The organism is Microlunatus kandeliicorticis, from assembly GCF_014137855.1.
In the GTDB taxonomy this organism is placed as follows: Bacteria; Actinomycetota; Actinomycetes; order Propionibacteriales; family Propionibacteriaceae; genus Microlunatus; species Microlunatus kandeliicorticis.
Map to the genome: position 1 here is coordinate 359,658 of NZ_JACGWT010000005.1, position 24,570 is coordinate 384,227.

Sequence of the window (24,570 nt, forward strand, 5' to 3'; positions counted from 1 at the left end):
TCCGCCCCGGACGCACGACGAGCCGCCACCCCGGTCGGGGTGGCGGCTCGTCCGGTGTCGGGCGGTGCGCTCAGTAGGCGGGCTGGCTCGGGTCGATCTGGCTGACCCAGGCGCTCACTCCCCCGCCGACGTGCACGGCGTCGGCCAGGCCCGCGCCGTGCACGGTGGCGAGCGCCTCGGCCGAGCGGGTGCCGGCCTTGCAGTAGAGGACCACCTGCTTGTCCTGCGGCAGCTTACCGAGCGCCGACCCGTTGAGGAAGTCGCCCTTGGGGATCAGGATCGAGCCGGGGATCTGGTTGATCTCGCGCTCGACCGGCTCGCGCACGTCGATCAGCACGAAGTCGCGCGCCCCGGTCTCCCGGTCGCTCAGCCAGTGCTCGAGCTGCTGAACGCTGATGGTGTGTCCGGCGACGGCCTCGGCGGCCTCGTCGGTGATCGCGCCGCAGAAGTCGTCGTAGTCGATCAGACCGGTGATCGGCTCGCTGGCCGGGTCCTTGCGCAGCTTGAGCGTCTTGTAGCTCATCTCGAGCGCGTCGTAGACCATCAGCCGGCCGATCAGCGGCTCACCGATGCCGGTGATCAGCTTGATCGCCTCGGTCACCATGATCGAGCCGATCGAGGCGCAGAGCACCCCGAGCACGCCGCCCTCGGCGCAGCTGGGCACCATCCCGGGCGGCGGCGGGACCGGGTACAGGTCACGGTAGTTCGGGCCGTGGTCGTCCCAGAACACGCTGACCTGGCCCTCGAACCGGAAGATCGAGCCCCACACGTACGGCTTGTGGCTGAGCACCGCCGCGTCGTTCACCAGATAGCGGGTGGCGAAGTTGTCGGTGCCGTCGACGATCAGGTCGTAGCCGGCGAAGATGTCCATCACGTTGTCGTTGTCGAGACGGGTGTCGTGCACGACGACGTTCACCAGCGGGTTGACCTCGGCGATGCTCTCCTTGGCCGAGAGCGCCTTCGACTTGCCGATGTCGGACTGGCCGTGGATGATCTGGCGCTGCAGGTTCGACTCGTCGACCGTGTCGAACTCGACGATGCCCAAGGTGCCGACCCCGGCGGCGGCCAGGTAGAGCAGCGCGGGGCTGCCCAGACCGCCGGCACCGATCACCAGCACCTTGGCGTTCTTGAGCCGCTTCTGGCCGTCCATCCCGACGTCGGGGATGATCAGGTGCCGGCTGTAGCGCCGGACCTCCTCGACGGTCAGCTCGGCGGCGGGTTCCACCAGCGGTGGCAGGGCCACGTCACTCCTCCAATGCGATCGCACTCGTCCGGGACGGCGCGGCTGTCGCCAACTCGCTCCTCGGTCCAACTGTGCGGTCAACGCCCCCGGCCGGGCCGCTATTCCGGATGCCGGACCCGGCGCCGCACCGCGGCTCGCCGCGTGCGCCGGCAGACCGGCTCGGTGGACCGGGCCGGAAGCTACCGGTCGGTAGCATGCCGACGTGGCCAGCCAGCGCGTCGTCCGGATGCCCCGGGACCAGCGTCGCGCCCAGCTGCTCGAAGTCGCGCGCGAGCTGTTCGCCGAGAAGGGCTACTACGCCGCCGCGATGGACGACATCGCCGAGGCGGCCGGAGTCTCGAAGCCGGTGCTCTACCAGCACTTCGGCTCCAAGCTCGAGCTCTACCTGGCGCTGCTCGACGCCAGCTGCGAACGGCTGACCGCGCTGCTCGCCCGTGCGCTCGCCTCGACCCGGGACAACGCCGAACGGGTGCGCGGCACCACCCGGGCCTTCTACGAGTTCGTCTCGCACGAGGGCGCCGAGTTCCGCTTCGTCTTCGAGAGCGACCTGACCGCCGAGCCGCTGGTGGCCGAGCGGCTCTGGCGGCTCAACGACGAGATCGCCGACTCCGTCGCCCTGGTGATCGCCGAGGACACCGCCCTGCCGCCCGCCAAGGCCAAGCTGCTGGCCATCTCGCTGGTCGGGGCCGCCCAGGTCAGCGCGCGCTACTGGATGTCCGAGGGCCGCGAGATCGACGCGGCCGAGGCCGAGCAGCTGATCGCCACCCTGCAGTGGCGCGGCATCGGCGGGTTCCCGCGCACCGAGCAGCACTGACCGCAGGTCGCCCGCGCGTCGGATCCGCGCCCGGGGTCGGGTGTCGGTGCTGCCGACTAGAGTCGAAGCCCTGCCGCCCGTGCACCCGACCCCGCGACCGAGGAGTGGGCCGATGTCGACCAGCGCGCCCGGCCCGACCGCCGGATCGCCCGACCGCCCGCCGGTCGCGCCCGCCGGGGGTGCCGGGCCCACCGACCCGTCCGCGTTGGATCCCGCCCGGCTCGATCCCGCTCGGCTGGATCCCGCTCGGCTGGATCCGGCCCAGCTGGACCCGGCCCAGCTGGAGGTCGGCGTGGCCGACGCCGGCGTCGGGGCCGCGCTGCTCGAGGCGGCGGCCGGCACGACCACGGCCGGAGGTGGTGGCGGTCCGGGCGCGACGGCGGGCGCAGAGGACGACGAGCCCCCGCAGCTGACCATGGAGCTGGCCCCCGCGGACCGCCCGGTCGGCGGTGCGCTGCGCAGCTGTCCGGTGTGCGGGACGCCGGCCGCCTTCGAGGACGTCTTCTGCGAGGCCTGCGGGCTGCAGCTGACCAACGACCGCGACCACTACAGCGAGCAGCCGAGCCAGTGGGTGGCGGCGGTCAGCGACCGCGGGATGCGTCACCCGCACAACCAGGACGCCGCCGCCACGGACGACCTCCACGCCCCTGACGGCACGGATGGCGACCCGTCCGTCCGGCGCGCGGTCCTGGTGGTCTGCGACGGGGTGACCACGGCGCCGGACTCCGAGCTGGCCAGCCTGGTCGGTGCCCGCGCGGCCCGTGAGGTGCTCCGCGACGGGCCGCTCGCCGACCGGACCGCCACCGTGGAACGGCTGACCCGGGCCGTCCGCGCCGCGCACGAGGAGGTGCTGGCCCAGACCGGGCCGGACAGCCGCGCCGCCACCACGGTCGCCCTCGCCGTGGTCGACCAATCAGTCGACCAACCAGTCGACCAACCGCCCGGCGAGGGTCCGGCGCTGGCCGGCTGGGCCTCGGTCGGGGACTCCCGGATCTACTGGCTGCCCGACGCCGGCGACCCGCGGCTGCTGTCCACCGACGACTCGATGGCCCAGCTCCGGGTCGAGGCGGGGGTGCCGCGCGCCGAGGCCGAGACCGGGCCGGGGGCGCACGCGATCACCGGCTGGATCGGCGGGGGCGACGCCCCCGAGCTGCGTCCGCGGGTCGAGCTGCTCGAGCTCGACGGCCCGGGGTGGCTGCTGGTCTGCAGCGACGGGCTGTGGAACTACGCCTCCGACCCGCGCGCGCTCCAGGCGCTGGTCGACGACCTCGCCGGCCGGGTGCGTCCCGGCGCGTTGGCGCTGGCCGACGCACTGGTCGGCTGGGCCAACGAGCAGGGCGGGCGCGACAACGTCACCGCCGCGCTGGCCCGGGTCGGGGCGACCACCCCGGCGTCCGCTCAACCCGGCTGAGTCGGGCCGCTGGGAACGGGTGGCTAGGGTTGAGCCCGCTCAGCGCGTCGAGGAGGCACAAGTGGAGATCAAGGTCGGGATCCAGAACGTCAACCGCGAGGTGGTCCTCGAGGTCAAGGAGGCACCCGCCGACATCGAGCAGGCGGTGCTCAGCGCGATCAAGGACGAGACCCTGCTCAGCCTGACCGACGAGCACGGCCGCCGGGTGCTGATCCCGGCCAAGTCGATCGGCTACGTCGACATCGGCGAGGAGAACGGCCGCCGGGTCGGCTTCGGCGCCGTCTGACCTCCGGGTCACCTGCTCGCGCGACCACCGGACCGGGTGTCCGGTGGTCCGTCGGCGTCTAGGCCGCGGCCGACCGGGCCGCCGGAGGACGGCGCCGCAGCGCCGGATCGGCGACCTCGGGCCCGCGGTAGACCATGTCCATCGCCCCGATGCTCTCGCCGGGAGGGACGATCGCGTCGATGCGGTCGAGGAGGTCGTCGCCCAGCACCACCTCGGCCCCGGCCAGGGTGTCCTCGAGCTGCTCCATCGTCCGCGGGCCGGGGATCGCGGCGGTCACGCCCGGGTGGCTGATCGCGAAGGCCATCGCCAGGTGGGTGAGCGGGACCCCGGCCTCGTCGGTGAGGGCCACCAGCTGCTCGATGACGGCGAGCCGACGCTCGTCGTGGAAGTGCCGCATCCCGGTCGAGGCCCGGAAGTTCGCGTTCTCCCCATCGGCCCGGTAGCGCCCGGTCAGCGCGCCGCCGGCCAGTGGGCTGTAGACCAGCGTCCCCATCCCGTAGCGCTGAGCCACCGGGAGGATCTCGCGCTCGATCTCACGGTCGAGGATCGAGTAGTTCGGCTGCTCGGTGCGGAACCGGGCGTACCCGCGGCGTTCGGCGGTCCACTGCGCCTCGACGATCTCCGAGCCGCGCATCGAGGAGGTGCCGATCGCCCGCACCTTGCCCTGCTGGACGAGGTCGGTGAGCGCTGACAGGGTCTCGTCGATGTCGGTCTCCGGGTCGGGCCGGTGCAGCTGGTACAGGTCGATCCAGTCGGTGCGCAGGTTCCGCAGCGAGCGGTCGACGGCCTGGACGATCCAGCGTCGCGAGGCGCCGCGGTGGTTGACGTCGTCGTCGACCGGCCCGAAGAACTTGGTGGCGAGCACGACCTCGTCGCGTCTGCCCTGCAGTGCCTCACCGACCACCTCCTCGGAGTCCCCGTAGCGGTCGGCGGTGTCGACCAGGTTGATCCCGGCGTCGAGGGCGCGCCGGATGATCCGGACGCCCTCCTTCCGGTCCGGGTTGCCGAACGAACCGAGCATCATCGCGCCGAGCGCGTAGGGCGTGATCTTGATCCCGGTGCGTCCCAGGGTCCGGTAGCGCATGGCGTCTCCTCTAGACTGATGCGGAACACCGTTCCGCTGCCTCTCAGCATACGGAACATTGTTCCGTTTCGGCAAGGGAGGTGAGCGCAGTGACGACAGCGCCCAAACGCGCGGCGCGCGCGGACGCACGACAGAACCTCGATGCGCTGCTCGTCGCGGCCCGGACCGTATTCGCCCGCTCGGGGGTCGACGCCCCCGCCCGCGAGATCGCCGCCGAGGCCGGGGTCGGCGTCGGCACGCTCTACCGGCACTTCCCGCACCGCGCGGCCCTGGTCGCCGCGGTGTTCACCAGCGAGATCGACGCGACCGCGGCGGCCGCCGACGACCTGCTCGCCGCCCACCCGCCGGGACGCGCGCTGGATCTCTGGGTCGAGCGCTTCACCCGGTTCGTGGCCACCAAGCAGGGGCTGTCGGCTGCGCTGCACTCCGGCGACCCGGCCTTCGACGCGCTCCCGGCCCACTTCACCGACACCCTCGGTCCGGCGATCAGCACCCTGCTCCGGGCCGCCGAAGCCAGCGGGGAGGTGCGGAACGGGGTCGATCCGCTCGACTTCCTGATGGCGGTCGCCGACCTCAGCCACCGAGCACCGTCGGTCGACGGCGTCCCCAACCCGATGGTCCGGCTGCTGCTCGACGGACTGCGCAGCCGCCCCGGGGTCCCGTCCGCGGGCGGCTGAGCGCGGTCGTGGACCCCGGCGGGACGCTCAGGCCTGCAGCCCGAGGTCGGACATCCGGGCCGCGTGCTTCTCCACCAGGCGGCTGAACATCCGGCTGGCCGCGGCCAGGTCCATCCCCGGCCGCTCGTCCGTCCCGGTCAGCAGTCCGGTCAGCGCGTCCCGGTCGGCCGCCACCCGCTGCGCCTGGCTCAGCGCCTCGCCGACCAGCCGCCGACCCCAGAGCGCCAGCCGTCCGGCCACGTCCGGGTCGGCCGCGATCCCGGCCCGGACCCGGTCGACCACGAAGGCGGCCTGCGCGTCCTCGGCCAGCACCTCGTCGACCACCGCACGGGTCCGCTCGTCGACGAAGGCGGCGATCTCGCGGTAGAAGTCGGCGGCGAACCCGTCCCCGACGTAGGCCTTGACCAGGCCCTCGAGCCACGAGTTCGGTGCGGTGTGGGCGTGGAAGCTGTCGAACGGCCGGTGGAACGGGCGCATCGCGGTCATCACGTCGGTGCCCAGCTCGGCCAGTCGGGCCTCGATCAGCCGGAAGTGCTCGAACTGGGTGGAGGCCATCGCGACCATGTGCACCTTGTCGGCCAGGCTCGGCGCCAGCCGGGCGTCCTCGGCCAGCCGGTCGAAGGCGGTCAGCTCGCCGTAGGCGAGCACCCCGAGCAGGTCCACCGCCCCCGCGGTGTAGCCGGGGTCGTCGGCCGCGACGGGCCCGGGCGCGGGTTCGGACACGGGCGCATCCTAGGGGGTCGCCCCGCCCGGCCCGCGCGCTCGTCACGGGTCGGTGGCGGGAACGGCTAGGATGGATAGGTACGCACACCAAGGTGCGTCCTTGGACGCAGCGACCGCTGCCCGCCGCTCCCCCTCCGGACGGGCCGGCCGGTCTCCGTCCAGGTCCAGTCCACCGCCCCGCGCGGGCGACGCAGATCAAGGCTCTGATCCTGACCGAGACACACACCGACCTGGCCGCCGACGCGGCCGAACCCGCCACCACCCCGGCGACCGACGAGGGAACGACCGAGGCCGAGCGCCCGCTCCCGGAGACCTTCGCCGACCTCGGCGTCCGCTCCGACATCGTGGCCGCGCTCGAGGACGCCAACATCCGGCATCCCTTCCCCATCCAGGCGATGGCCATCCCGATCGCGCTGACCGGCGCCGACATGATCGGCCAGGCGCGCACCGGCACCGGCAAGACGCTGGCCTTCGGCGTCACCCTGCTGCAGCGGATCCTGGTGCCCGGCGACCCGGACTTCGAGGCCCAGGCCAAGCCCGGTGCCCCGCAGGCGCTGGTGGTCGCCCCGACCCGTGAGCTGGCCAGCCAGGTCAGCAAGGACCTCCAGGTCGCCGGGGCCCGCAGCACCGCACGGGTGATGACGATCTACGGCGGCGTCGGCTACGACGGCCAGCTCGACAGCCTGTCCGACGGCGTCGAGGTCGTCGTCGGCACCCCGGGCCGCCTGCTCGACCTGGCCGACCGCGGCTCGCTCGACCTCAGCCACATCAAGGTGCTGGTGCTCGACGAGGCCGACGAGATGCTCGACCTGGGCTTCCTGCCGGACGTCGAGCGGATCCTCGCCAAGACCCCCGAGCTGCGCCAGACGATGCTGTTCTCGGCCACCATGCCGTCGGCGATCGTCGGTCTGGCCCGCCGGCACCTGCGGCACCCGGTCAACATCCGGGCCGAGTCCGCGGGCGACAGCACCACCGTCCCGACCACGGCGCAGTTCGTCTACCAGGCCCACGACCTCGACAAGCCCGAGGTGGTGGCGCGGATCCTGCAGGCCGAGGACCGCGACAAGGTGATGATCTTCTGCCGGACCAAGCGCAGCGCGCAGCGGCTCGCCGAGGACCTCGAGGAGCGCGGTTTCGCCGCGGCCCCGATCCACGGCGACCTGTCGCAGGTGCTCCGGGAGAAGGCGCTCAAGCGCTTCCGCGAGGGCAAGATCGACGTGCTGGTGGCCACCGACGTCGCCGCCCGCGGCATCGACGTCACCGGCGTCAGCCACGTGATCAACTACCAGTGCCCCGAGGACGACAAGACCTACGTGCACCGGATCGGCCGCACCGGTCGGGCCGGCGCCTCGGGCGTGGCGATCACCTTCGTCGACTGGCCCGACACCACCCGGTGGAAGGTCATCAACAACACCCTCGGGCTGCCGTTCGAGACGCCCGAGGAGACCTACTCGACCTCGGCCCACCTGTTCCACGACCTCGGCATCGACCCGGCGGTCAAGGGCCGGATCGTCCCGCCGAAGCCGGCCGCCGACCGCGACGACCGGTCGCGTGGTGACCGTGGTGACCGGGGCGAGCGCGGGGACCGCGGTCGCCGGTCGGGTCGGCGCCGTTCGGGCGGCGAGGGCCACGGCGACGCGCGCGACGACCGTTCCGAGACGCGGGCCGAGTCGCGACCCGAGGCCGCGGGCGACACCGACGGCGCGAACGGCGACGGCGCCACCGCCGCCAAGCCCCGCCGGCGTCGCAACCGGTCGCGGCAGCGACTGCACAACGGCGTCCCGGTCAGCCGCGAGGGCTGACCGGCCCGTCCGGATCGATCAGCCGAGCGGCTCGGCGACCACCACCAGGTTGCTCTGGTAGCCGCCCCGGCTCGGCAGATAGGCCCCGGCGCAGGTGATCAGCACCAGCCGCCGGGGCCCGTCCTGTTCGAAGGCCTGGCTGTCGCTGGACAGCGCGTCCTTGGCCACGGTGCGCACCGAGGTGATCCGGAAGGCCGCGTGCCGCACGGTGGCGTCCGGCGCGTCGGTCGCGGCCGCCCCGCGCACCACGACCTGCTCCCCCGTGCGCAGCGACAACAGACGCGAGAAGAACCCGAGCCCCTCGGTGGCCGAGTCGATGTGCCCGGCGATCACCGTGGCGCCGTACGGATCGCCGACCAGGGCGCTGCCGTCCCACCAGCCGACGTGCTGGACGTTCTCGGGCACGCTGAGCACCCCGTTGACGGTCGCGGCCGGCACCACCGCCGCCGACGATCCGCCGGGCAGTTCGATCCGGGTCGGCCGGAAGGCCAGGTTCGGGCGCGCCGGGCGCCCCTCGCGGACCGGCTCGGGGCTCGGCTCCGCCGGTGTGCTCGACGCGTTCGCGCTCGACCGGACGCTGGGAGCCGCGGGGGCCGGCGCCGCACTCTGCGGCCCGGCGCACCCGGACTGCATCACGACGGCGGCGAGCAGCGCGGCGGCCGACGCGCCGAGGCGACCCGGGTGACCCGGTCGGGACCGCGGACCCGGACGGTGCTCGCGGGCGGTCAGCGCAGCAGCTCCCCGATCGGCGCCGGCCGGCTGTCGAGCGCGAGACCGCCGGACCCGGTCGGGACCCGGTTCGGCGCGGACGAGCCGGAGTTGCGCACCGCGATGGTGTGCACGGCGACGTTCATCGTCTTGTCCGAGGGCCGACCGAAGGCGTAGACCCGGTTGAGCGATCCGGCCTTCACGCTGAGCTTCAGCGGGCCGAGGATCACCGGCGAGTCCTTGCCGGTGGGGACGATCTTCACCGAGTAGGTCTCGGCGGGGACGGTCAGGTTGAGCGACTCGCCGTTGGCCACGTTGGCGAACAGCACCTTGCCGTCCACCTGGATGTCGGCGGCGGGGACGGCGGCGACGTGCGCGACCGTCAGGTTGGCCTTGCCCTGCGGCACGGCGGCGAGGTCGTTGCGGAAGGTGGTCACCGTCTCGCCCGAGCCCTGCGCCGGCAGGTGCAGCACCACGTCGGAGTTGCTGCCCGCCTTGACCTCCATGGTGCGGGTCAGCTGCTGCTTGCCGTCCCAACCGAAGCCGAAGGTGACCTTGCCGGCGGACACGCTGAACGGTCCGACGACCTGCGCGCCGGCGACGTCGCTGGCCAGCGTCTTGCCGTTCACGGTGAAGCTGATCTTGTCGCCCGGCAGACCCTGGACCAGATAGAGCGTCGCCTTGTCCGAGGCGCCGCTGGGCAGCAGTCCGGCCGTGAGCAGCGCGCCGGCCAGACCGGCCGTGGCCAGCCCGCCGAGCACGGCGCGGCGGGTGCTGAGCGCGCGCGGCCCACGGGAGCGGATCCCCGGACGCACACCGGTACGGACGTCGTCAGCCATGTTCTCTTTCCCCCGAAAGTCGGGCCCGGCGACGGGCCCACGCGATACGACCCTGCGACCCTAGCCCGGATCGGGGCGTGCTGCGGACCGTCGGCGCAGATCGACGACGGCGGCTAGGGTGGATCGACACACCAGAACGCGAACCGGGGGGTGCGAAACGGTGTCTGTCCCGGGGACGACGTCGCGTCCCGCCGCACCGGGGACGTCGGAGCGCCGGGAGACCGACCGCAGCCCCGCACGTCGCCGACAGGTGCTCGGTCTGGCCGCCACCGTGCTCCTGCTGGTCGCGGCCGTCGTCTTCTTCCTGGTCACCCCGGACCCGGACCGTACGACGGGGCCCGGTGCGGGCGGTCCGGTGGCCGGGCCGGTCGACACCACCGCGGGACCCTCCGGGGCCGCCACCGCGTCGTCGTCCTCGACACCGGGCCCGCGGTCCGGCGCCACCGCGAGCTCGTCCGCGGGCGCGGACGGGACGTCCGCGCCCGGATCTCCCGGGTCGGGGCCGTCCGGGTCCGGGCCGGGCCTCACCACCGCAGGGACGAGCGTGGTGGCCAGCCCGCGCAGCGACGGCAGCTGGGACGTGGTCGAACAGGTCCGGTTGACCGAGCCGACCACCACGCTGCGGCTGGCGGTGCCCCGGATCTCCCGGCTCGGCGGCGACTTCGGCGGCCAGCGCGCCACGGTCACGGACCTCCAGGCCAGCGCCGACGGGCAGGCCGTGCTGATAGACCGCCGCGGTAGCGGCTGGCAGCTCGAGGCCCCGAGCGCGGGGCGCGACTTCCAGCTCCGCTATGTGCTCGGCGGGGTCACCGTGCGCAGCGTCCCCTCCACCGCCGGCCGGGCCCTCGCGGCGCTGGCCCCGCTCAGCCGCCCGACCGACGGCAGCGACGACGTCCAGGTCACCGCGGTCGGCACGGACGTCCACAGCGTCCAGTGCCCGCTGCTGTCCGGCGACGGCCAGCTGTGCCAGCAGGGCTCCGGCGGCGACCGGTGGACGACCCGGGCGCTGCCCCGCGACGAGGCCCTGGTGGTCGTGCAGTTCGACCTCCCGGCACCGCAGTGAGCGGCGCGACCGCCGGCTGGCTCGCGGCGCTGGTGCACGGGCTCGCGGTGCTCGGCTTCGCCCTCTGGGCCGGACCGCTGATCGGGTGGCTGACCACCGCACCCGGACGCCCCACGCCGCTGCTCGGCCGGCTGCACCGGCTCGGGCTGCTGGTGCTCGTGCTGACTGCCGCCGGCGCGCTGGTGCTCGGCCTGACCGGGTCGGACCGGTTGCTGGGTGCCGCCGCGCTGGCCCGGGTGGCCCTGCTGGTGGCGACCGCGGCGCTCCGGCCCGACCTGACCCGGCCGCCGGTGTCCACCCGGGCCCGCGCCCTGGGCCTGGTCCTGGTCGGGCTGGTCGCGGTCACCGTGGTGCTCACCGGGGCCGTCGTCCGTCGGCCCGACTGGCCGCTGGCCAGCTGGGCCGCGGGGCTGCTGCTGGTCGGAGTGGCCGGCTGGGCGGGGGCGCTGATCGCCCTGGTCGCCGGCTCCGAGCGTGACACCCCTCCTGGAGCGGATGCCGCGGTGCGGGGGGCCCGCGCCCGGCTCGCCGCGGCGACCGCCGGGGTGGTCGCCGCCCTCGGCGCGCTGGCCGGTGTGCTGGCCGCCCTGACCGCCCCGTCGGGTGCCGGCGCTGCTCCCGGGCCGGCCACCGCGGCGCTGGTCGGAGTCGGCCTGGCCGCGCTGTGCACCGTGCTCGCGGTCCGTCCGGCGAACGGCACCGGGACCTCCGGAGCCCTCACACTCCCGGTCGCCCGTCCCTGGCTGGCCGCCGCCCTGGTGCTGAGCCTCGTCGTGCTGCTGCTCGGCTCCGCCGCCTGACCGCTTCGACAAGCTCAGCGCACGAGCGCGAGCGCCGCGCCCTGAGCCTGACAAGCTCGGCGCGCGAGCCCGACCACCGTCCCCTGAGCCTGTCGAAGGGCCCGAGCGCCCACTTCCGGCCCAACGCCTCAACCAGCTCAGCGCACGAGCCCGCCCACCGTGCCCTGAGCCTGACAAGCTCAGCGCGCGAGCACGACCACCGTGCCCTGAGCCTGTCGAGGGGCCCGAGCGCCCATCCCCGGCGCAGCGCCTCGACATGCTCGGCGCGCGGACGGCGTGCGTCCCGCCCTCAGGCCAGGGTGAGGAACCGGTCGAGCACCCGGGCGCCGAACTCGAGCGAGGCGGTGGGGACCCGCTCGTCGACGCCGTGGAACATCCCGGCGAAGTCGAGGTCCGGGGGCAGCCGCAGCGGCGCGAACCCGAAGCATCGGATGCCCAGGCGGTCCCAGGCCTTGGCGTCGGTGCCGCCGCTCATCAGGAACGGCACCGCGCGGGCGCCGGAGTCCTCGGCCTGCAGGCAGGTCTGCATGGCCTCGACCAGGGCCCCGGAGAACTCGGTCTCGACGGCGGGCTGGTCGTTGATCACCTCGGCCCGGACCTTGTCCCCGATCAGCTCGTCGACGGTGGCGAGCAGCTCCTCGCGCCCACCGGGGACGAACCGGCCGTCGATCGAGGCGGTGGCCCGGCCCGGGATGACGTTCACCTTGTAGCCGGCCTCGAGCATGGTCGGGTTGACCGTGTTCGACATCGTCGCGCCGACCATCCGCGCGATGCTGCCCAGCCGGGCGAGGGTCTCCTCGGCGTCCTCGGGGTCGAGCTCGATCCCGAACGCCTCGGCCACGGCGTCGAGGAAACCGCGCTGGGAGTCGGTGATCCGGTTGGGCCAGCGGTGCGCACCGATCCGCGCCACCGCCGCGGCCAGCTCGGTGACCGCGTTGTCGTCGTTGCGGAACGAACCGTGGCCGGCCCGGCCGTCGGCGATCAGCCGCAGCCAGGCGATGCCCTTCTCGGCCGTCTGCACCAGATAGAGCCGCAGGTCGTCGCGGACGGTCAGCGAGAACCCGCCGACCTCGCCGATCGCCTCGGTGCAGTCCCGGACGGTCTCCGGGTGGTGGTCGGCCAGCCACTGGGCGCCGAGCCCGCTGCCGGCCTCCTCGTCCGCGGTGAAGGCCAGCCGGATCGGACGCCGTGGCGCCACGCCGGCGCGCGCCCGGGCCCGGACGACGCTGAGCACCATCGCGTCGAAGTCCTTCATGTCGACCGCACCCCGACCCCAGAGGCAGTCGTCGCGCACCTCACCGGCGAACGGGTCGACGCTCCAGTCGTCGGCGTTGGCCGGGACGACGTCGAGGTGCCCGTGGATCAGCAGCGGGGCGGCGTCGCGGTCGACCCCCTCGGGCTCCCAGCGGGCGACCAGGGTGGTCCGCCGCGGCTCGGACTCGTAGAGCTCGACGTCGATCCCGACCTCGTCGAGCAGCGCGGCGACGTGCTCGGTGGCCTTGCGCTCGCCCGGCCCGTCCGAGGTGCCGTAGTTCGAGGTGTCGATCCGGATCAGGTCGCGGGCGATCGCGGTGACCTCGGCGTCGGGCGCGTAGTCGGGGCTCGGCTGCGTCATGCCGTCATCCTCGCACCGGCCCCGCGGCGGCTCCGGTCGCGGGCCCGCGCCGGTCAGGATCAGCCGGCCGTCGCGGCGACCCGGAGCAGGGTGAGGTCGAACCAGTCGCCCTGCGGCTGCTCGAGCTGGTACAGCAGCGAGCTGACCGCCCGGGCCTGCACGCAGGCGCGGCACAGCTCGACATCGAGGCCGGCGACACCCGCGAACCGACGGATCCGCCGGTCGAGCTCGGTGGCGAGCCCGGCCGCGTCCAGCCCGCGGAGTCCCTCCCGGCCGGCTGCGACCACCGTGAACGTGTCGTGGGCGGCCGTTCCGGTCCAGCCCTTCGGGTCGATGGCCAGCCAGGGCTCGCGGCCGGCGGCCAGCACGTTGCCGGCGTGCAGGTCGCCGTGCAGCAGGGTGCTGGTCCGGTCGCCGGCGAGCAGGTCGATCGTCGCGCGGGCGCGCCGGACGGCGGCTGCGGGCAGCGCGTCGGGATACGCGGACAGCTGGTGGTCGAGCTGGTCGTGCCAGCCGGGGCAGGTGTCGGCCAGCCGGGTCAGGCCGGACCCGCGGCCGGGCGGGACCAGGACGGCGAGCCGACGGGCGAGCGCGCCGGCGATCTCGATCACCGCGTCGGGACGGTCCTCGAGAATGGTGAGCGCGGCGGGACCGACGCGTTCCAGCAGCAGGGCGTACCGCTCGGGGTCGTCGTCGAGCAACCGCACCGCCCCGCGGCCGCCGAGCAGCCGCAGTGCGGCTGCCTCCCCGACGTTGCCGGGGTGCGGCATCGAGACCTTGAGCACGGCGGGCTCGTCGTCCCGGCGGACCGGGACCACCAGGCCCACCCCACCGAACCCGGGCGGGCCGTCGGGGCGGCAGCCGAACCGGTCGAGCAGATCGTCGACGAGCGTCGGGAGGTTCGCCAGCCAGGATGCACCGGCGGCGCCTTCGCGCCGGGCGACCAGCTCGGCGAACGGGCGCGGGACGGTGATCACCGGGCCGAGTCTGCCCGGTTCGGCTCAGACGACCGTGCCGACCGCGGTGCCCACCAGATAGGTGACGATCATGGCCAGCGCACCGCCGACCACGTTCCGCAGCATCGCCCGGCGACCCGAGGAGTCGCCGAGCCGGGCGCTCACCGCGCCGGTCAGGGCCAGGGCCGCGATCACCGCGACGAAGGTCAGCGGCACCCGGATGCCGGCCGGGACCAGCAGGATCACCAGCAGCGGCAGCAGCGCGCCCACGGTGAAGGCCGCGGCCGACGCGGCGGCGGCGCTCCACGGGTTGGACAGGTCGTCGGCGTCGAGGTTGAGCTCGGCCTCGAGGTGGGCGCTCAGCGCGTCCTTGGCGGTCAGCTCCTCGGCGACCTGGCGGGCCAGCTCGGGCCGCAGGCCCTTAGCCGCGTAGATCTCGGTCAGCTCGTCGAGCTCCTGCTCGGGCATGGTCGCCAGCTCGTGCTTCTCCTTGGCGATCAGCGCGCGCTCGCTGTCGCGCTGAGTGCTCACCGAGACGTACTCCCCGGCGGCCATCGAGAGCGCCCCGGCGACCAGACCGGCCAGTCCTGCGACGCCGATGGTGCCGCGCGAGACGGAGGCACCGGCCACACCGACGACGATGCCGGCGACCGAGACGATGCCGTCGTTGGCGCCGAGCACGCCGGCTCGCAGCCAGTTGAGCCGTCCGTTGAGGCCCTGCGCGTGCGGCTCGCTCGGGTGCTGCGCATCCGTGGTGCCGGCGGCGGTCGAACTGATCTCGCTCATGGCCCTCAGCCTAGTGGTTTTCTGGAATGATTCCAGACAGGAAAGGCTCACCTCACCTCGCGCCTGGCCCGCCCGCCGGCCTCGCCGATTGGGTCGCCCGGGGCCGCGTTGCTATAGTTCACGGGCCCCGTCGACGCGTCGGCGGGTGACCCGGTCCGGGTGGCGGAATAGGTAGACGCGCTAGCTTGAGGTGCTAGTGCCCTTTGCGGGGCATGGGGGTTCAAGTCCCCCCTCGGACACACACGACACCAGCGAAGCCGGCGAACGACCGTTCGCGGTCAACGCCGCGCGGCGACCTCGTCGCCTGCGGTCCGCGGCAGCACCACCGCCTCCACCAACGGGATCAGCATCAGCACCGCCAGCGCGGCGAAGGCGATCCCGTACGCGCTGATCGACCCGCCGTCCGGAGCCAGGGCGTCACCGAACCGCAGCAGCAGGGCGCCGACCGCGACCCCGAGCCCGACCGCGAGCTGCTGGAGGGTGGCCGAGAGCGTGTTGGCGTCGGCCATGTCGGCAGGTTCGATGTCGGCGAACTGCAGCGAGTTGTAGCCGCTGAACCCGATCGAGCGGAACGCCCCGCTGGCCACCAGCACCGGGACGATCACCAGCAGCGACGTCGTCGGGGTGAACGCGGCGATCGCAGCCATCATCGCTGCCCCGGCGGCGACGCTGATGATCAGCACCAGCCGGAAACCGAACCGGCGGATCAGCGGCGAGGTGACCGGCTTGATGGCCAGGTTGCCGACGAAGAGCAGCAGCACCAGCAGGCCCGCCCGCACCGGGCTGAGCCCGAACCGCAGCTGGAAGAGCAGCGGCAGCAGGAACGGCACCGCGTTGATCAACATCCGGTAGACCAGTCCCCCGGCGTTGCCCGTCCGGAAGGAGGCGACCCGAAGCGATCCGAACCGGAGCAGCGGTTCCGGGGTCCGCCGCCACCACAGCACGACCGCCACGGTGAGCGCCGCGGCCAGCCCGAGCAGCAGCACCACGAGCGTCCCCGAGTCCGCCGCCCCGGCACTGACCGACTCGAGGGCGACCAGCGCCGACCCGAGCAGCCCGGCGCAGAGCAGGAAGCCGACCAGGTCGAGCCGGCCGACCCGCTCGGCGCGCTCGTCCGGGACGATCCGCCAGGCCACCACCGCGGCCACCACGCCGAGCGGGACGTTGATCAGGAAGATCCACGGCCACCCGGCCACGGTGACGATCCAGCCGCCGATCGCCGGCGCCACCACCGGCGCCAGCAGCGCGGGCCAGGTCAGGTAGGCGATGGCGTCGAGGAGGTCGGACCGCGCGGTCACCCGGAGCACCACCAGCCGGCCGACCGGGACCATCAACGCGCCGCCCGCACCCTGGACGATCCGGGCCACCACCAGCATCGGCAGGTTGACGCTCAGCGCGCACAGCACCGAGGACAGGGTGAAGACGGCGATGGCCAGCAGCAGGATCCGGCGGCCGCCGAACCGGTCGGTCAGCCAGCCGCTGACCGGGATGCCGATGGCCACGGTGACCAGATAGGCGGTCATCGCCGCGTTGACGTCGACCGCCGCCACCCCGAGGTCGCGGGCCATCGCCGGCGCGGCCGTGGCGATGATGGTGGCGTCGAGGTTCTCCATGAAGAACGTCCCGGCCACCAGCAGCGCGAGCGGCCGGTTCAGCGTCGACGGACGTCGGGTGGTGGCGGAGCCGGGCACCGGTCCATCCAAACCGGTGCACTCCGCAGCGCCGGACCCACCCCCGGATCGAGGGACGCCGGACCGGCCCGACAGACTGGCCGTTCACCGACTTTCCTCGCGGACCGGCTCGTGAACCCGGGCCCGCCGTCCGCGGATCCCTGACCCGCAAGGAGTTCCGCATGCTCTACCGCACCCTCGGCGCCAGCGGTTGCGCCGTGTCCAACCTCTGCCTGGGCACGATGACCTTCGGCAGCGAGAGCGACGAGGAGGTCTCCTTCGCCCAGCTCGACGCCTTCGTCGAGGCCGGCGGCACGCTGGTCGACACCGCCGACGTGTACTCCGGCGGCGTCTCGGAGGAGATCATCGGGCGCTGGTTCGCCGACCGGCCGGCCGAGGTGACCGACCGGGTGGTGCTGGCCACCAAGGGCCGGTTCGGCGGCGGCGAGCCGAACGCGCTCGGCCTCTCCAACCGGCACCTCACCCGCGCCCTCGACGCCTCGCTGCGCCGGCTCGGGCTCGAGCACGTCGACCTCTACCAGATGCACGCCTTCGACGCGCACACCCCGCTCGAGGAGACGCTGCGCACGCTCGACCGGTTCGTGGCCCAGGGCAAGATCGGCTACTACGGCTTCAGCAACTTCACCGGCTGGCAGCTGACCAAGGCGGTCCGGCTCGCCCACGAGCTCGGGCTGGTGGCGCCGGTCTCGCTCCAGCCGCAGTACAGCCTGATCGTCCGCGAGATCGAGTGGGAGATCGTCCCGGCCGCCATCGACGGCGGGCTGGGCCTGCTGCCGTGGAGCCCGCTCGGCGGCGGCTGGCTGACCGGCAAGTACTCCCGCGACCAGCGGCCGACCGGCGCCACCCGGCTCGGCGAGAACCCGCAGCGCGGCATGGAGGCCTACGACCGGCGCGGCACCGAGCGCACCTGGCGGATCGTCGACGCGGTCCAGACCGTGGCTGAGGGTCGCGGGGTCAGCATGGCCGAGGTCGCGCTCGCCTGGGTGACCGACCAGCCCGGTGTCACCTCGACCATCCTGGGCGCCCGCACCCTCGAGCAGCTGCACGACAACCTCAAGGCCGCCGACCTGCACCTCGACGACGCCGAGACCGCCGCGCTCGACGAGGCCAGCGTGCCCGAGGCCGCCGACTACCCCTACGGCGAGATGGGCGTCCAGCAGCGGCACCGCGCGCTCAACGCCTGAGCCATTAGGTCCGGAGACGACTCAGCCCTCCGACGGGCCCGAAAGGTGTCCCGGTCCGTCGGAGGGCTGTGTGGTCGTCGGGGTCCGGCGGCTCAGCCGACGGAGTTGCGGGTCTCCCGCCACTTCACGCTGGGCAGCAGCCGGTTCCGCTGCACCCGGTCCTGGTGCTGCTCGACGATCCCGAACATCGACTCGATCAGGGTGTCCGAGAGCAGGTGCGGCTGCAGGCCGAGCTCGACCAGCCCGGTGTGCTTGACGTTGTAGTAGTGCTCCGGGGCCTCGACCCGCGGGTTGTCGAGGTGCTCGACCCGCACCTCGCCCGGGTAGGTCCGCGAGACGATGTCGGCGATCTGGCTGACCGAGTAGCTCTCGGTCATCTGGTTGAAGACCCGGAACTCGCCGCGCTCGGCCGGGTGGTCGATGGCCAGCTGGATGCAGGCCACGGTGTCGCGGATGTCGAGCAGGCCACGGGTCTGGCCGCCGGTCCCGTAGACGGTCAGCGGCTCACCGAGCACGGCCTGGATGACGAAGCGGTTGAGCACGGTGCCGAACACCGCGTCGTAGTCGAACCGGGTGGCCAGCCGCGGGTCGCGCTCGGTCTGCGGCGTCTGCTGGCCGTAGACCACGCCCTGGTTGAGGTCGGTGGCGCGCAGCCCCCAGATCCGGCAGCCGAACTCGATGTTGTGGCTGTCGTGCACCTTGGACAGGTGGTAGAAGCTGCCCGGCTTCTTCGGGAAGAGCATCCGGTCGCGGCGGCCGTTGTGCTCGACCTCGAGCCAGCCCTCCTCGATGTCGATGTTCGGGGTGCCGTACTCCCCCATCGTGCCGAGCTTCACCAGGTGGATGTCCGGGTTGACGCTGGCGATCGCGAACATCACGTTCAGGTTGCCGATGACGTTGTTGTGCTGGGTGTACGAGGCGTGCGCCAGGTCGATCATCGAGTAGGGCGCGGACCGCTGCTCGGCGAAGTGCACGATCGCGTCCGGGGCGAAGTGCCGGACCGTCTCGGTGACGAAGTCGGCGTCGAGCAGGTCTCCGGTGTACAGCTCCATCGCCTGGCCGCTGAGCTCCTGCCAGACGTCCCGGCGCACCTTCAGCTCCTCGATGGGGACCAGGCTGCCGCTGCCCAGCTCCTCGTCGTAACCCCGGCGGGCGAAGTTGTCCAGGAGTCCGACGGTGTAGCCCTGGTCGGACAGGTGGAGAGCGGTCGGCCACCCGAGGTAACCGTCGGCTCCGAGTACGAGCACGCGCACGAGAATGATCCTTTACGATCTCGATCGTCTGGCGACCACCGTGGGCCGTCCTTCGGTGGGTTCTCCCGGCGTGGACCGGCACAGCGCCCCGGGGAAGACGCGGTCGCCGGCGACGACAGGACGAACTCGAGGGACATCTTGCCTGAGAAAACCGTGACCGCGCGAAACGGCGTGCCCGCGCGCCCGGCCCGGCGGCCACTCGCGGCCCGGTTCCGGTGGCGGATGCTCGGCAAGTTCGGGGCCAGCTCGCTGATCTCGACCGGGCTCAGCCAGGCGGTCTTCGCCCTCGTCTACTACCTGCACGGCGCGCCCACGGTGGCCAGCGTGTCGGCGTTCGTGGCGGGAGCCATCCCCAACTACTTCCTCAACCGCTTCTGGACCTGGAAGCGGCGGGACCGGATCCGCGGCGTCCGCGAGCTGCTGCCCTACGCGACCGTGGTGGTCGGCACCGCGCTGCTGGCGATCGCGGTGACGAACGTCACCGACCACCTGGTCGCCCCGGTGGGCTCGCACCTGGTGCGGACGGCCGTGGTCACCGGTTCCTACCTGGGCACCTACGCGGTGATGTTCGGCGTGAAGTTCGTGCTGCTCGACCGGCTGATCTTCGGTCCGACCGCCCGGCTCAACCGGCCGGCCGCGACCGCCGCACCGCCGAGCGACGACGCCGACCCAGCCGGGCCCACGTCCCCAGCATGACCCGCGCGTAGTTGGCCCCGTAGACCAGGCTGCCGCCCTTCTTGCTCGCCCCGCTGGAACGCAGCCGCATGCTCGACGGCACCTCGACCACCCGGGCCCCGGCCCCGATCACCCGCAGCAGCAGCTCGGAGGACTGGTACTGCGGCTCGCGCAGCGGCAGCTCGGCGACCAACGAGGTCCGCATCGCCCGGAACCCGAACGAGGTGTCGGTGATCCGGCGGCGGGTCAGCACCGAGGCGACCACCGCGAACACCCGCACCCCCAGCCAGCGCACCCGACTGTCGTGCTGCTCGGAGCCGAGCCGTCGCGAGCCGGTGACGAAGTCGGCCCGGTCCTCGACGATCGGGGCCAGCAGCCGGTCGAGCTCGGCGATGTCGTACTGGCCGTCGGCGTCGGTGGTGACGACCAGCGACGCCCCGTATCGGGCGGCCAGCCGGTAACCGAGCCGGAGCGCCGCGCCCTGGCCGCGGTTGACCGGGACGTCGGCCACCAGCGCGCCGGCGGCGCGGGCGGCGGCCGCGGTGTCGTCGGAGGCGCCGTCGACCACCACCAGCACCGACACCGGGCCGGCGACGCAGCGCGCAGGCATCCCGGTCAGCACCGGTCCGATCCCGGGGCCCTCGTTGTAGGCGGCGATCACCACGGCGACCGGGGCCAAAGCCAGGCCCGGGTGCTCACGGTCGAAGGCGGTGACCGCGGCCGCGTCGACCGGGTCGGGGAACGGGGCCAGCGGCGGACGGGCACGCCGACGACCGAGCAGCGCGCTCAGCCCGAGCGCGCCGCCGAGCGGCAGGGTCAGCAGACCGGGGATCTGGTACCTCCAGGAGAACTCGAACGCGTCCGCACCGAACAGCAGGGTGAGCCCGAGCCCGGTGGTCAGCGCCGCCGCCCGGGTCAGCCGCCGGACTTCCCGGGCCTGTCCGTCGTCGGGTCGGCGCCGCTCCCGGCGGGGCCAGCCTCCCACCACCCCGAGCACCGCGGCGACCGCCAGCGCCGGCCCGGGCGTGTGCCCGACCCCGAGCTGGTAGCTGCGCAGGAAGGACGCGATGCCGACGTCGACCGACGGCTTGATCTTGTCGTAGCGCTGCGACCAGTAGTCGGGCTGGGTGTCGCCGGGCGGGTCGTAGGGATAGCTGGTCTGGAACTGCCAGCGCTCGACCGGCAGCCCGTCGCCGAAGGTGATCTTCCAGGGCGAGAAGTTCTTGGCGAAGTCCCCGAGGATGCCGCCGAAGAAGCCGACCGGCTGGTGGGTCATCACGGTGATCGCGAACTGGCGGGCCAGGGCGTTCTTGTCCGCCCCGGCCGGCAGGTCGGCCGGCCAGTAGTCGTTGCCGAAGACGATGTTGGCGTAGTAGTCGATGTCGTTGCGCGCGTCGAGCCGCTCGACCGGGCAGAACATCCGCAGCGTCGGGTCGAGCGGCAGCCGGTCGCAGTCGGCGATGCTGGCCGCGCGGCCGTAGAGCGCGTTCCCGTGCGCGGTGGTCAGGCCCCAGTGGCCGGTCTGTTCCTTGTAGTGGTGGGCGTAGGCGAGCACCACGCCGCCGAAGGCCAGCGCGGCCAGTCCGGTGCGCAGCACCACCCGCGCCGCGCGGAGCCGGCGGCCGTGGACCGCGGCGGTCAGACAGAAGATCAGCACCGGCACGATCGCCACCCCGCCGATGATCCGGACGAACATCGCCGCCCCGATCACCGCACCGGCCAGCCCGGCACGCCACCAGGACAGCCCGCGGCCGGCGAGCAGCAGCCACAGCGCCACCGTCAGCAGCGCCAGGAACCAGGTCTCCGACATGATCATCTCTTCGATCTGGACCTGGTAGGCGTCGAGCAGGAACGGCGCCAGCCCCAGCGCGGCCAGCCAGGGCCGGACCCCGATCCGCAGCAGCAACAGGTAGAGCGCGAGCGCGATGCCCAGCCCGAGCAGGTGCTGCAGCCCCGCGACCGAGGCGAGGGTGCCGTCGTCGCGGCCCTGGCCGTCGGTGAGCAGATGGGCCAGGATCAGCGGGTAGCCGAGCGGGTCGATCGCGTCGGGTTGCGGTTCGGTGCTCAGGTAGAGATAGCGGAAGCTGTCGATGTAGAGGATGGCCGGCCGGTAGGCGGTCCAGGCCAGCCAGCGCAGCACGGCGCCGCTGACCAGCAGCACCGCGAACAGCAGGTGCGGCAGGACCCGGCGTCTCACCCGTCGGCCGCCGCGCCGCGGAAGTCGCGCCAGACCCCGGCCAGCCCCTCGTCGAGCCCCACCCTCGGGGCCCAGCCGAGGTCGGTGAGCGACCGGCGGACGTCGACCCGGACGGCGGGCATCTCGCCCTTCGGCGCGGGCACGTGCTCGGCGGGCAGCGGGCGGCCGGTGACGGCCCGGACCCGGTCGACCAGCTCGAGGACGGTGACCGACTCCCCCGACCCGATCACCGCCCGCCCGGTGAACCGGCGGTCGATCGCCGCGAGCACCCCCGCGGCCGCGTCGGAGACGTGGACGAGGTCGCGGCTCTGCCGCCCGGTGCCGTAGACCTTCACCGTGTCGCCGGACAGGGCGGCGCGCATCATCCGCGGGACGAAGCTGTCCTTGGCCGCCATCCCGGGTCCGTAGACGTTGGTGAACCGCAGCGCGGCACCGGCGAGGTCATAGCTGCCGGCGTAACCCAGGACGAGCATCTCGGCGGCCGCCTTGGTGGCGCCGTATGGGGTCAGCGGGGTCGGTGCGATCTCGGTGTCGATCACCCGCGTGCCGACGTCGCCGGTGACCGCGTTGGTCGAGGCCAGCACGAAGACCGCGATGCCGCGGGTCCGGGCCAGCTCGAGCAACCGCTGGGTGCAGGCGACGTTGAGCCGGAAGGTGGCCTCGGGTCGTTCCTTCGAGCCGAGCACCGAGGTGACCGCGGCCAGGTGGACGATCGCCGTCGGCGGCTCGGGATCCCGGTCGAGCCGTTCCTCCAGCACCCGGTAGGGCTCGTCGGTGGTCAGGTCGCCCGCGATCCGGTCGACCCCGGGATCCTCGTCGAACGGTGCGGGCACCGGTGCCAGGTCGAGCACGGTGACGCGGTCGCCGCGCTTGCGCAGCCGCGCCAGCACCTCCCGGCCGATGAAGCCCGAGCCGCCGGTGAGCAGCACGTGGGCCGGCCCGTCGGCACCTCCGGACCGATCATCGTGATGATCATGCTGCGCAGTCGCGTGCGCACCCGTCGGCACGTCGCCGGTCGGTACGGGATCGGTCGGGCGGACTGCTCCGGTCATCGGGCCAAGGTAGAGGACCGAGCCGTGGATCCCCGTGTCCGTACACGACCCGGGACGCCCGCCGCACCGCGAGTTCGGATCCCCGTCGAAGCTCCGCAATTAGTGCGGGACGGCGACAAAACCCTCAGGAACGCCTACCGGCGCTGGAACGACCGAATTGACCAAGAACTGAGAAGGAGCGAAGGAATTCCTGACCCGACACGGCACCCGTTCGCGACGTTCGACGCTACTGTCACTGCACGCCGCTCCGGTGACGATGCCGACCCGTGCATCGGCCGGGCTGCACCGCTCACTTCTGCACCACAGCGTTCTGCACCCACCGCAGGTGAATACAGATCGAGGCACCGTGAGTTCGAGAAAGGTGACTGACGTGCGCCCCTATGCCGCCCGCCGGGTGTCGAGTCCTGAGGGAACTCGACCGGTCCCGGTCCTCCGCCTGCCGTCCCACGGCCAGGCCCAGCCCCTCCAGCCCGCCGCGATGCGCGAGATGAACATGGGCTCGCTGCTGCGGGCTCTCCGCGTGCTCGGACCGCGGGCCCGGGTGGAGCTCGCCGAGTACACCGGCATCTCGCCGGCCACCGTCACCAAGCTGGTGGCCAACCTGACCGAGGCCGAGATCCTCGTCGAGCGCGCCGACACCCACAGCCTGCGGTTGACCGGCCGCCCGCGGGTGCCGGTCGACTTCAACCCGCACCGCCGGGCGGTGCTCGCCCTGCACCTCGGCCCGGACTCGATCACCGCCGCGGCTCTCGACCTGCGCGGCACCGTGCTGGTCGAGCGGAGCGCCGACTACCCGGACGGCTCGGCCGCCCGCTCGGTCCAGGCCGGCGCCCGGTTGCTGGCGCGGGTCGTCAAGGCGCTGCCCGACCAGTGCGTGGCCGTCGGCGTCGGCGTGACCTCGGCGGGCCGGGTCGACCGTGAGCACGGTGCGGTCCGCGGGCGGCGCGACCGCGGCTGGGACGACGTCCTCGTCTCCGCTCCGATCGCCGACCACCTGGGTCTGCCGGTCGAGCTCGACCAGCCGGTCCGGGGCGAGGCGCTCGCCGCGCTGGCCACCGACGAACAGGCCCAGCACCTCATCCACCTCTCGGTGGGCGAGGAGATCTCCGCCGCGCTCCTGATCGACCGGCACGTGCACCGTGGCCACACCGGCGAGGCCGGAGGCGTCGCCCACCTGCCCGTCCCCGGCGCCCGCGGCCCCGAGTGCGGCTGCGGCCAGACCGGCTGCCTCGGCGCGGTGGCCACCGACGTCGCGCTGGTCGAGGCGGCCCGGGCCAAGAAGGTCATCGGCGGCGAGGACGGCTACGCCGAGCTCGTCGCCGCGGCCGACGACCGGTCGCGGCCGGCCGTCGCGCTGCTGCGGACCCGAGCACGGGCCATCGGCCAGGCGCTCGCGGTGCTGGCCGACCTCGTCGATCCCGACCGCCTGCTGGTCGGCGGCTCCGCCCTCGCCTGGGGCGGCTTCCAGCCCGAGGTCGAGCAGACCTTCGTCGAGCTGTCCGGCCGTCGCGCCGACCTGCTCCGGTTCGGCCCGGGGCGGGTGGAGCCGGTGGTCGCGGCCGGGATGCTGTTCCTCGACCGCTACTTCGACGACCCGGTGCGGCACGAGCCCGAGCTGCAGCGGCGGCTCAACGCCTGACCCGGCGCGGTGCCCGGGCCCGCGCGATTCCGTCGTGCGCGACCGGATCGGAGCGGTGGGCACCCGTGTGCC

Annotated in this window: 22 protein-coding genes and 1 tRNA gene; 11 read left to right on the forward strand and 12 right to left on the reverse strand. The window is 73.3% G+C overall.

Annotated elements, in window-relative coordinates; genetic code table 11:
- Positions 1-70: 70 nt before the first annotated feature.
- Entirely contained in the window at positions 71-1,243 is a 1,173-nt protein-coding gene (gene moeZ / locus FHX74_RS16310; protein ID WP_182561243.1) for an adenylyltransferase/sulfurtransferase MoeZ, read from the reverse strand.
- Between the two features lie 202 nt (positions 1,244-1,445).
- Here moeZ and FHX74_RS16315 point away from each other — a divergent pair, with 202 nt between their 5' ends.
- The 3 genes from FHX74_RS16315 (at position 1,446) to FHX74_RS16325 (ending at position 3,754) form a co-directional block, all read left to right on the forward strand.
- Positions 1,446-2,057, forward strand: coding sequence for a TetR/AcrR family transcriptional regulator (locus tag FHX74_RS16315; protein ID WP_328823871.1), 612 nt, complete (start codon positions 1,446-1,448; stop codon positions 2,055-2,057).
- 112 nt (positions 2,058-2,169) lie between these two features.
- Positions 2,170-3,468, forward strand: coding sequence for a PP2C family serine/threonine-protein phosphatase (locus tag FHX74_RS16320; protein WP_182561244.1), 1,299 nt, complete (start codon positions 2,170-2,172; stop codon positions 3,466-3,468).
- Positions 3,469-3,529: 61 nt separating this feature from the next.
- On the forward strand, positions 3,530-3,754 hold the full coding sequence (locus tag FHX74_RS16325; RefSeq protein WP_182561245.1) for a DUF3107 domain-containing protein: 225 nt from the start codon (positions 3,530-3,532) through the stop codon (positions 3,752-3,754).
- A gap of 58 nt (positions 3,755-3,812) precedes the next feature.
- Here the strand turns inward: FHX74_RS16325 and FHX74_RS16330 are convergent, their stop codons facing one another.
- The gene (locus FHX74_RS16330) at positions 3,813-4,838 is read right to left on the reverse strand and encodes an aldo/keto reductase (RefSeq protein WP_182561246.1); all 1,026 of its coding nucleotides are present in this window, start codon (positions 4,836-4,838) and stop codon (positions 3,813-3,815) included.
- Positions 4,839-4,927: 89 nt separating this feature from the next.
- On the opposite strand from FHX74_RS16330, the gene FHX74_RS16335 reads away from it, so the two are divergent.
- Positions 4,928-5,515: a TetR/AcrR family transcriptional regulator gene (locus FHX74_RS16335; RefSeq protein WP_328823873.1), complete on the forward strand. Its 588-nt coding sequence runs from the start codon at positions 4,928-4,930 to the stop codon at positions 5,513-5,515.
- A 27-nt stretch (positions 5,516-5,542) separates the two neighbouring features.
- On the opposite strand, the gene FHX74_RS16340 is transcribed toward FHX74_RS16335, so the two are convergent.
- Positions 5,543-6,238 (reverse strand): ferritin-like fold-containing protein, encoded by a 696-nt coding sequence (locus FHX74_RS16340; protein WP_182561248.1) that lies wholly within the window; start codon positions 6,236-6,238, stop codon positions 5,543-5,545.
- A gap of 230 nt (positions 6,239-6,468) precedes the next feature.
- On the opposite strand from FHX74_RS16340, the gene FHX74_RS16345 reads away from it, so the two are divergent.
- On the forward strand, positions 6,469-8,040 hold the full coding sequence (locus FHX74_RS16345) for a DEAD/DEAH box helicase (protein WP_407941498.1): 1,572 nt from the start codon (positions 6,469-6,471) through the stop codon (positions 8,038-8,040).
- 18 nt (positions 8,041-8,058) lie between these two features.
- On the opposite strand, the gene FHX74_RS16350 is transcribed toward FHX74_RS16345, so the two are convergent.
- Together FHX74_RS16350 and FHX74_RS16355 are read right to left on the reverse strand one after the other, a co-directional pair.
- On the reverse strand, positions 8,059-8,673 hold the full coding sequence (locus tag FHX74_RS16350; RefSeq protein WP_182561359.1) for a class F sortase: 615 nt from the start codon (positions 8,671-8,673) through the stop codon (positions 8,059-8,061).
- Positions 8,674-8,765: 92 nt separating this feature from the next.
- A complete protein-coding gene (locus FHX74_RS16355) occupies positions 8,766-9,587 on the reverse strand; it encodes a DUF4397 domain-containing protein (protein WP_182561249.1) in 822 nt (273 codons plus the stop codon).
- A gap of 250 nt (positions 9,588-9,837) precedes the next feature.
- Between FHX74_RS16355 and FHX74_RS16360 the strand changes: the two genes are divergently transcribed.
- Entirely contained in the window at positions 9,838-10,650 is an 813-nt protein-coding gene (locus FHX74_RS16360; RefSeq protein ID WP_182561250.1) for a hypothetical protein, read from the forward strand.
- Positions 10,647-11,450, forward strand: coding sequence for a hypothetical protein (locus tag FHX74_RS16365; RefSeq protein ID WP_182561251.1), 804 nt, complete (start codon positions 10,647-10,649; stop codon positions 11,448-11,450). Before FHX74_RS16360 ends, FHX74_RS16365 begins: the two co-directional genes overlap by 4 nt.
- Positions 11,451-11,739: 289 nt before the next feature.
- On the opposite strand, the gene FHX74_RS16370 is transcribed toward FHX74_RS16365, so the two are convergent.
- The 3 genes from FHX74_RS16370 to FHX74_RS16380 are packed head-to-tail and all read right to left on the reverse strand — an operon-like array spanning position 11,740 to position 14,807.
- Complete coding sequence (locus FHX74_RS16370) at positions 11,740-13,065, reverse strand: M20/M25/M40 family metallo-hydrolase (protein ID WP_182561252.1); 1,326 nt, start codon at positions 13,063-13,065, stop codon at positions 11,740-11,742.
- Between the two features lie 59 nt (positions 13,066-13,124).
- Positions 13,125-14,042: an aminoglycoside phosphotransferase family protein gene (locus FHX74_RS16375; RefSeq protein ID WP_182561253.1), complete on the reverse strand. Its 918-nt coding sequence runs from the start codon at positions 14,040-14,042 to the stop codon at positions 13,125-13,127.
- Between the two features lie 24 nt (positions 14,043-14,066).
- Complete coding sequence (locus FHX74_RS16380; protein WP_182561254.1) at positions 14,067-14,807, reverse strand: VIT1/CCC1 transporter family protein; 741 nt, start codon at positions 14,805-14,807, stop codon at positions 14,067-14,069.
- Positions 14,808-14,960: 153 nt separating this feature from the next.
- Here FHX74_RS16380 and FHX74_RS16385 point away from each other — a divergent pair.
- Positions 14,961-15,046: transfer RNA gene (locus FHX74_RS16385), tRNA-Leu, on the forward strand.
- A gap of 39 nt (positions 15,047-15,085) precedes the next feature.
- Here FHX74_RS16385 and FHX74_RS16390 read toward each other — a convergent pair.
- Positions 15,086-16,498 carry an MFS transporter gene (locus tag FHX74_RS16390; protein WP_328823874.1) on the reverse strand — a complete coding sequence of 471 codons (1,413 nt, stop codon included), beginning with the start codon at positions 16,496-16,498 and terminating at the stop codon, positions 15,086-15,088.
- Between the two features lie 161 nt (positions 16,499-16,659).
- On the opposite strand from FHX74_RS16390, the gene FHX74_RS16395 reads away from it, so the two are divergent.
- Entirely contained in the window at positions 16,660-17,682 is a 1,023-nt protein-coding gene (locus FHX74_RS16395; RefSeq protein ID WP_182561255.1) for an aldo/keto reductase, read from the forward strand.
- 92 nt (positions 17,683-17,774) lie between these two features.
- On the opposite strand, the gene FHX74_RS16400 is transcribed toward FHX74_RS16395, so the two are convergent.
- Positions 17,775-18,935 carry an NAD-dependent epimerase/dehydratase family protein gene (locus FHX74_RS16400; RefSeq protein ID WP_182561256.1) on the reverse strand — a complete coding sequence of 387 codons (1,161 nt, stop codon included), beginning with the start codon at positions 18,933-18,935 and terminating at the stop codon, positions 17,775-17,777.
- 171 nt (positions 18,936-19,106) lie between these two features.
- On the opposite strand from FHX74_RS16400, the gene FHX74_RS16405 reads away from it, so the two are divergent.
- A complete protein-coding gene (locus FHX74_RS16405; protein ID WP_220484062.1) occupies positions 19,107-19,631 on the forward strand; it encodes a GtrA family protein in 525 nt (174 codons plus the stop codon).
- On the opposite strand, the gene FHX74_RS16410 is transcribed toward FHX74_RS16405, so the two are convergent.
- Together FHX74_RS16410 and FHX74_RS16415 are read right to left on the reverse strand one after the other, a co-directional pair.
- The gene (locus FHX74_RS16410) at positions 19,558-21,807 is read right to left on the reverse strand and encodes a glycosyltransferase (protein ID WP_182561257.1); all 2,250 of its coding nucleotides are present in this window, start codon (positions 21,805-21,807) and stop codon (positions 19,558-19,560) included. The genes FHX74_RS16405 and FHX74_RS16410 overlap by 74 nt on opposite strands.
- The gene (locus tag FHX74_RS16415; RefSeq protein WP_182561258.1) at positions 21,804-22,859 is read right to left on the reverse strand and encodes an NAD-dependent epimerase/dehydratase family protein; all 1,056 of its coding nucleotides are present in this window, start codon (positions 22,857-22,859) and stop codon (positions 21,804-21,806) included. Before FHX74_RS16415 ends, FHX74_RS16410 begins: the two co-directional genes overlap by 4 nt.
- A gap of 478 nt (positions 22,860-23,337) precedes the next feature.
- Between FHX74_RS16415 and FHX74_RS16420 the strand changes: the two genes are divergently transcribed.
- Positions 23,338-24,498 (forward strand): ROK family transcriptional regulator, encoded by a 1,161-nt coding sequence (locus FHX74_RS16420; RefSeq protein WP_182561259.1) that lies wholly within the window; start codon positions 23,338-23,340, stop codon positions 24,496-24,498.
- The last annotated feature ends 72 nt before the right edge of the window (positions 24,499-24,570 follow it).

Coding starts and splice junctions, on each gene's coding strand:
- FHX74_RS16320 (WP_182561244.1), top strand. CDS start 2,170: ATGTCGACCAGCGCGCCCGGCCCGACCGCCGGATCGCCCGACCGCCCG.
- FHX74_RS16330 (WP_182561246.1), bottom strand. CDS start 4,838: ATGCGCTACCGGACCCTGGGACGCACCGGGATCAAGATCACGCCCTAC.
- FHX74_RS16350 (WP_182561359.1), bottom strand. CDS start 8,673: ATGCAGTCCGGGTGCGCCGGGCCGCAGAGTGCGGCGCCGGCCCCCGCG.
- FHX74_RS16355 (WP_182561249.1), bottom strand. CDS start 9,587: ATGGCTGACGACGTCCGTACCGGTGTGCGTCCGGGGATCCGCTCCCGT.
- FHX74_RS16370 (WP_182561252.1), bottom strand. CDS start 13,065: ATGACGCAGCCGAGCCCCGACTACGCGCCCGACGCCGAGGTCACCGCG.
- FHX74_RS16380 (WP_182561254.1), bottom strand. CDS start 14,807: ATGAGCGAGATCAGTTCGACCGCCGCCGGCACCACGGATGCGCAGCAC.
- FHX74_RS16395 (WP_182561255.1), top strand. CDS start 16,660: ATGCTCTACCGCACCCTCGGCGCCAGCGGTTGCGCCGTGTCCAACCTC.
- FHX74_RS16415 (WP_182561258.1), bottom strand. CDS start 22,859: ATGACCGGAGCAGTCCGCCCGACCGATCCCGTACCGACCGGCGACGTG.
- FHX74_RS16420 (WP_182561259.1), top strand. CDS start 23,338: ATGCGCGAGATGAACATGGGCTCGCTGCTGCGGGCTCTCCGCGTGCTC.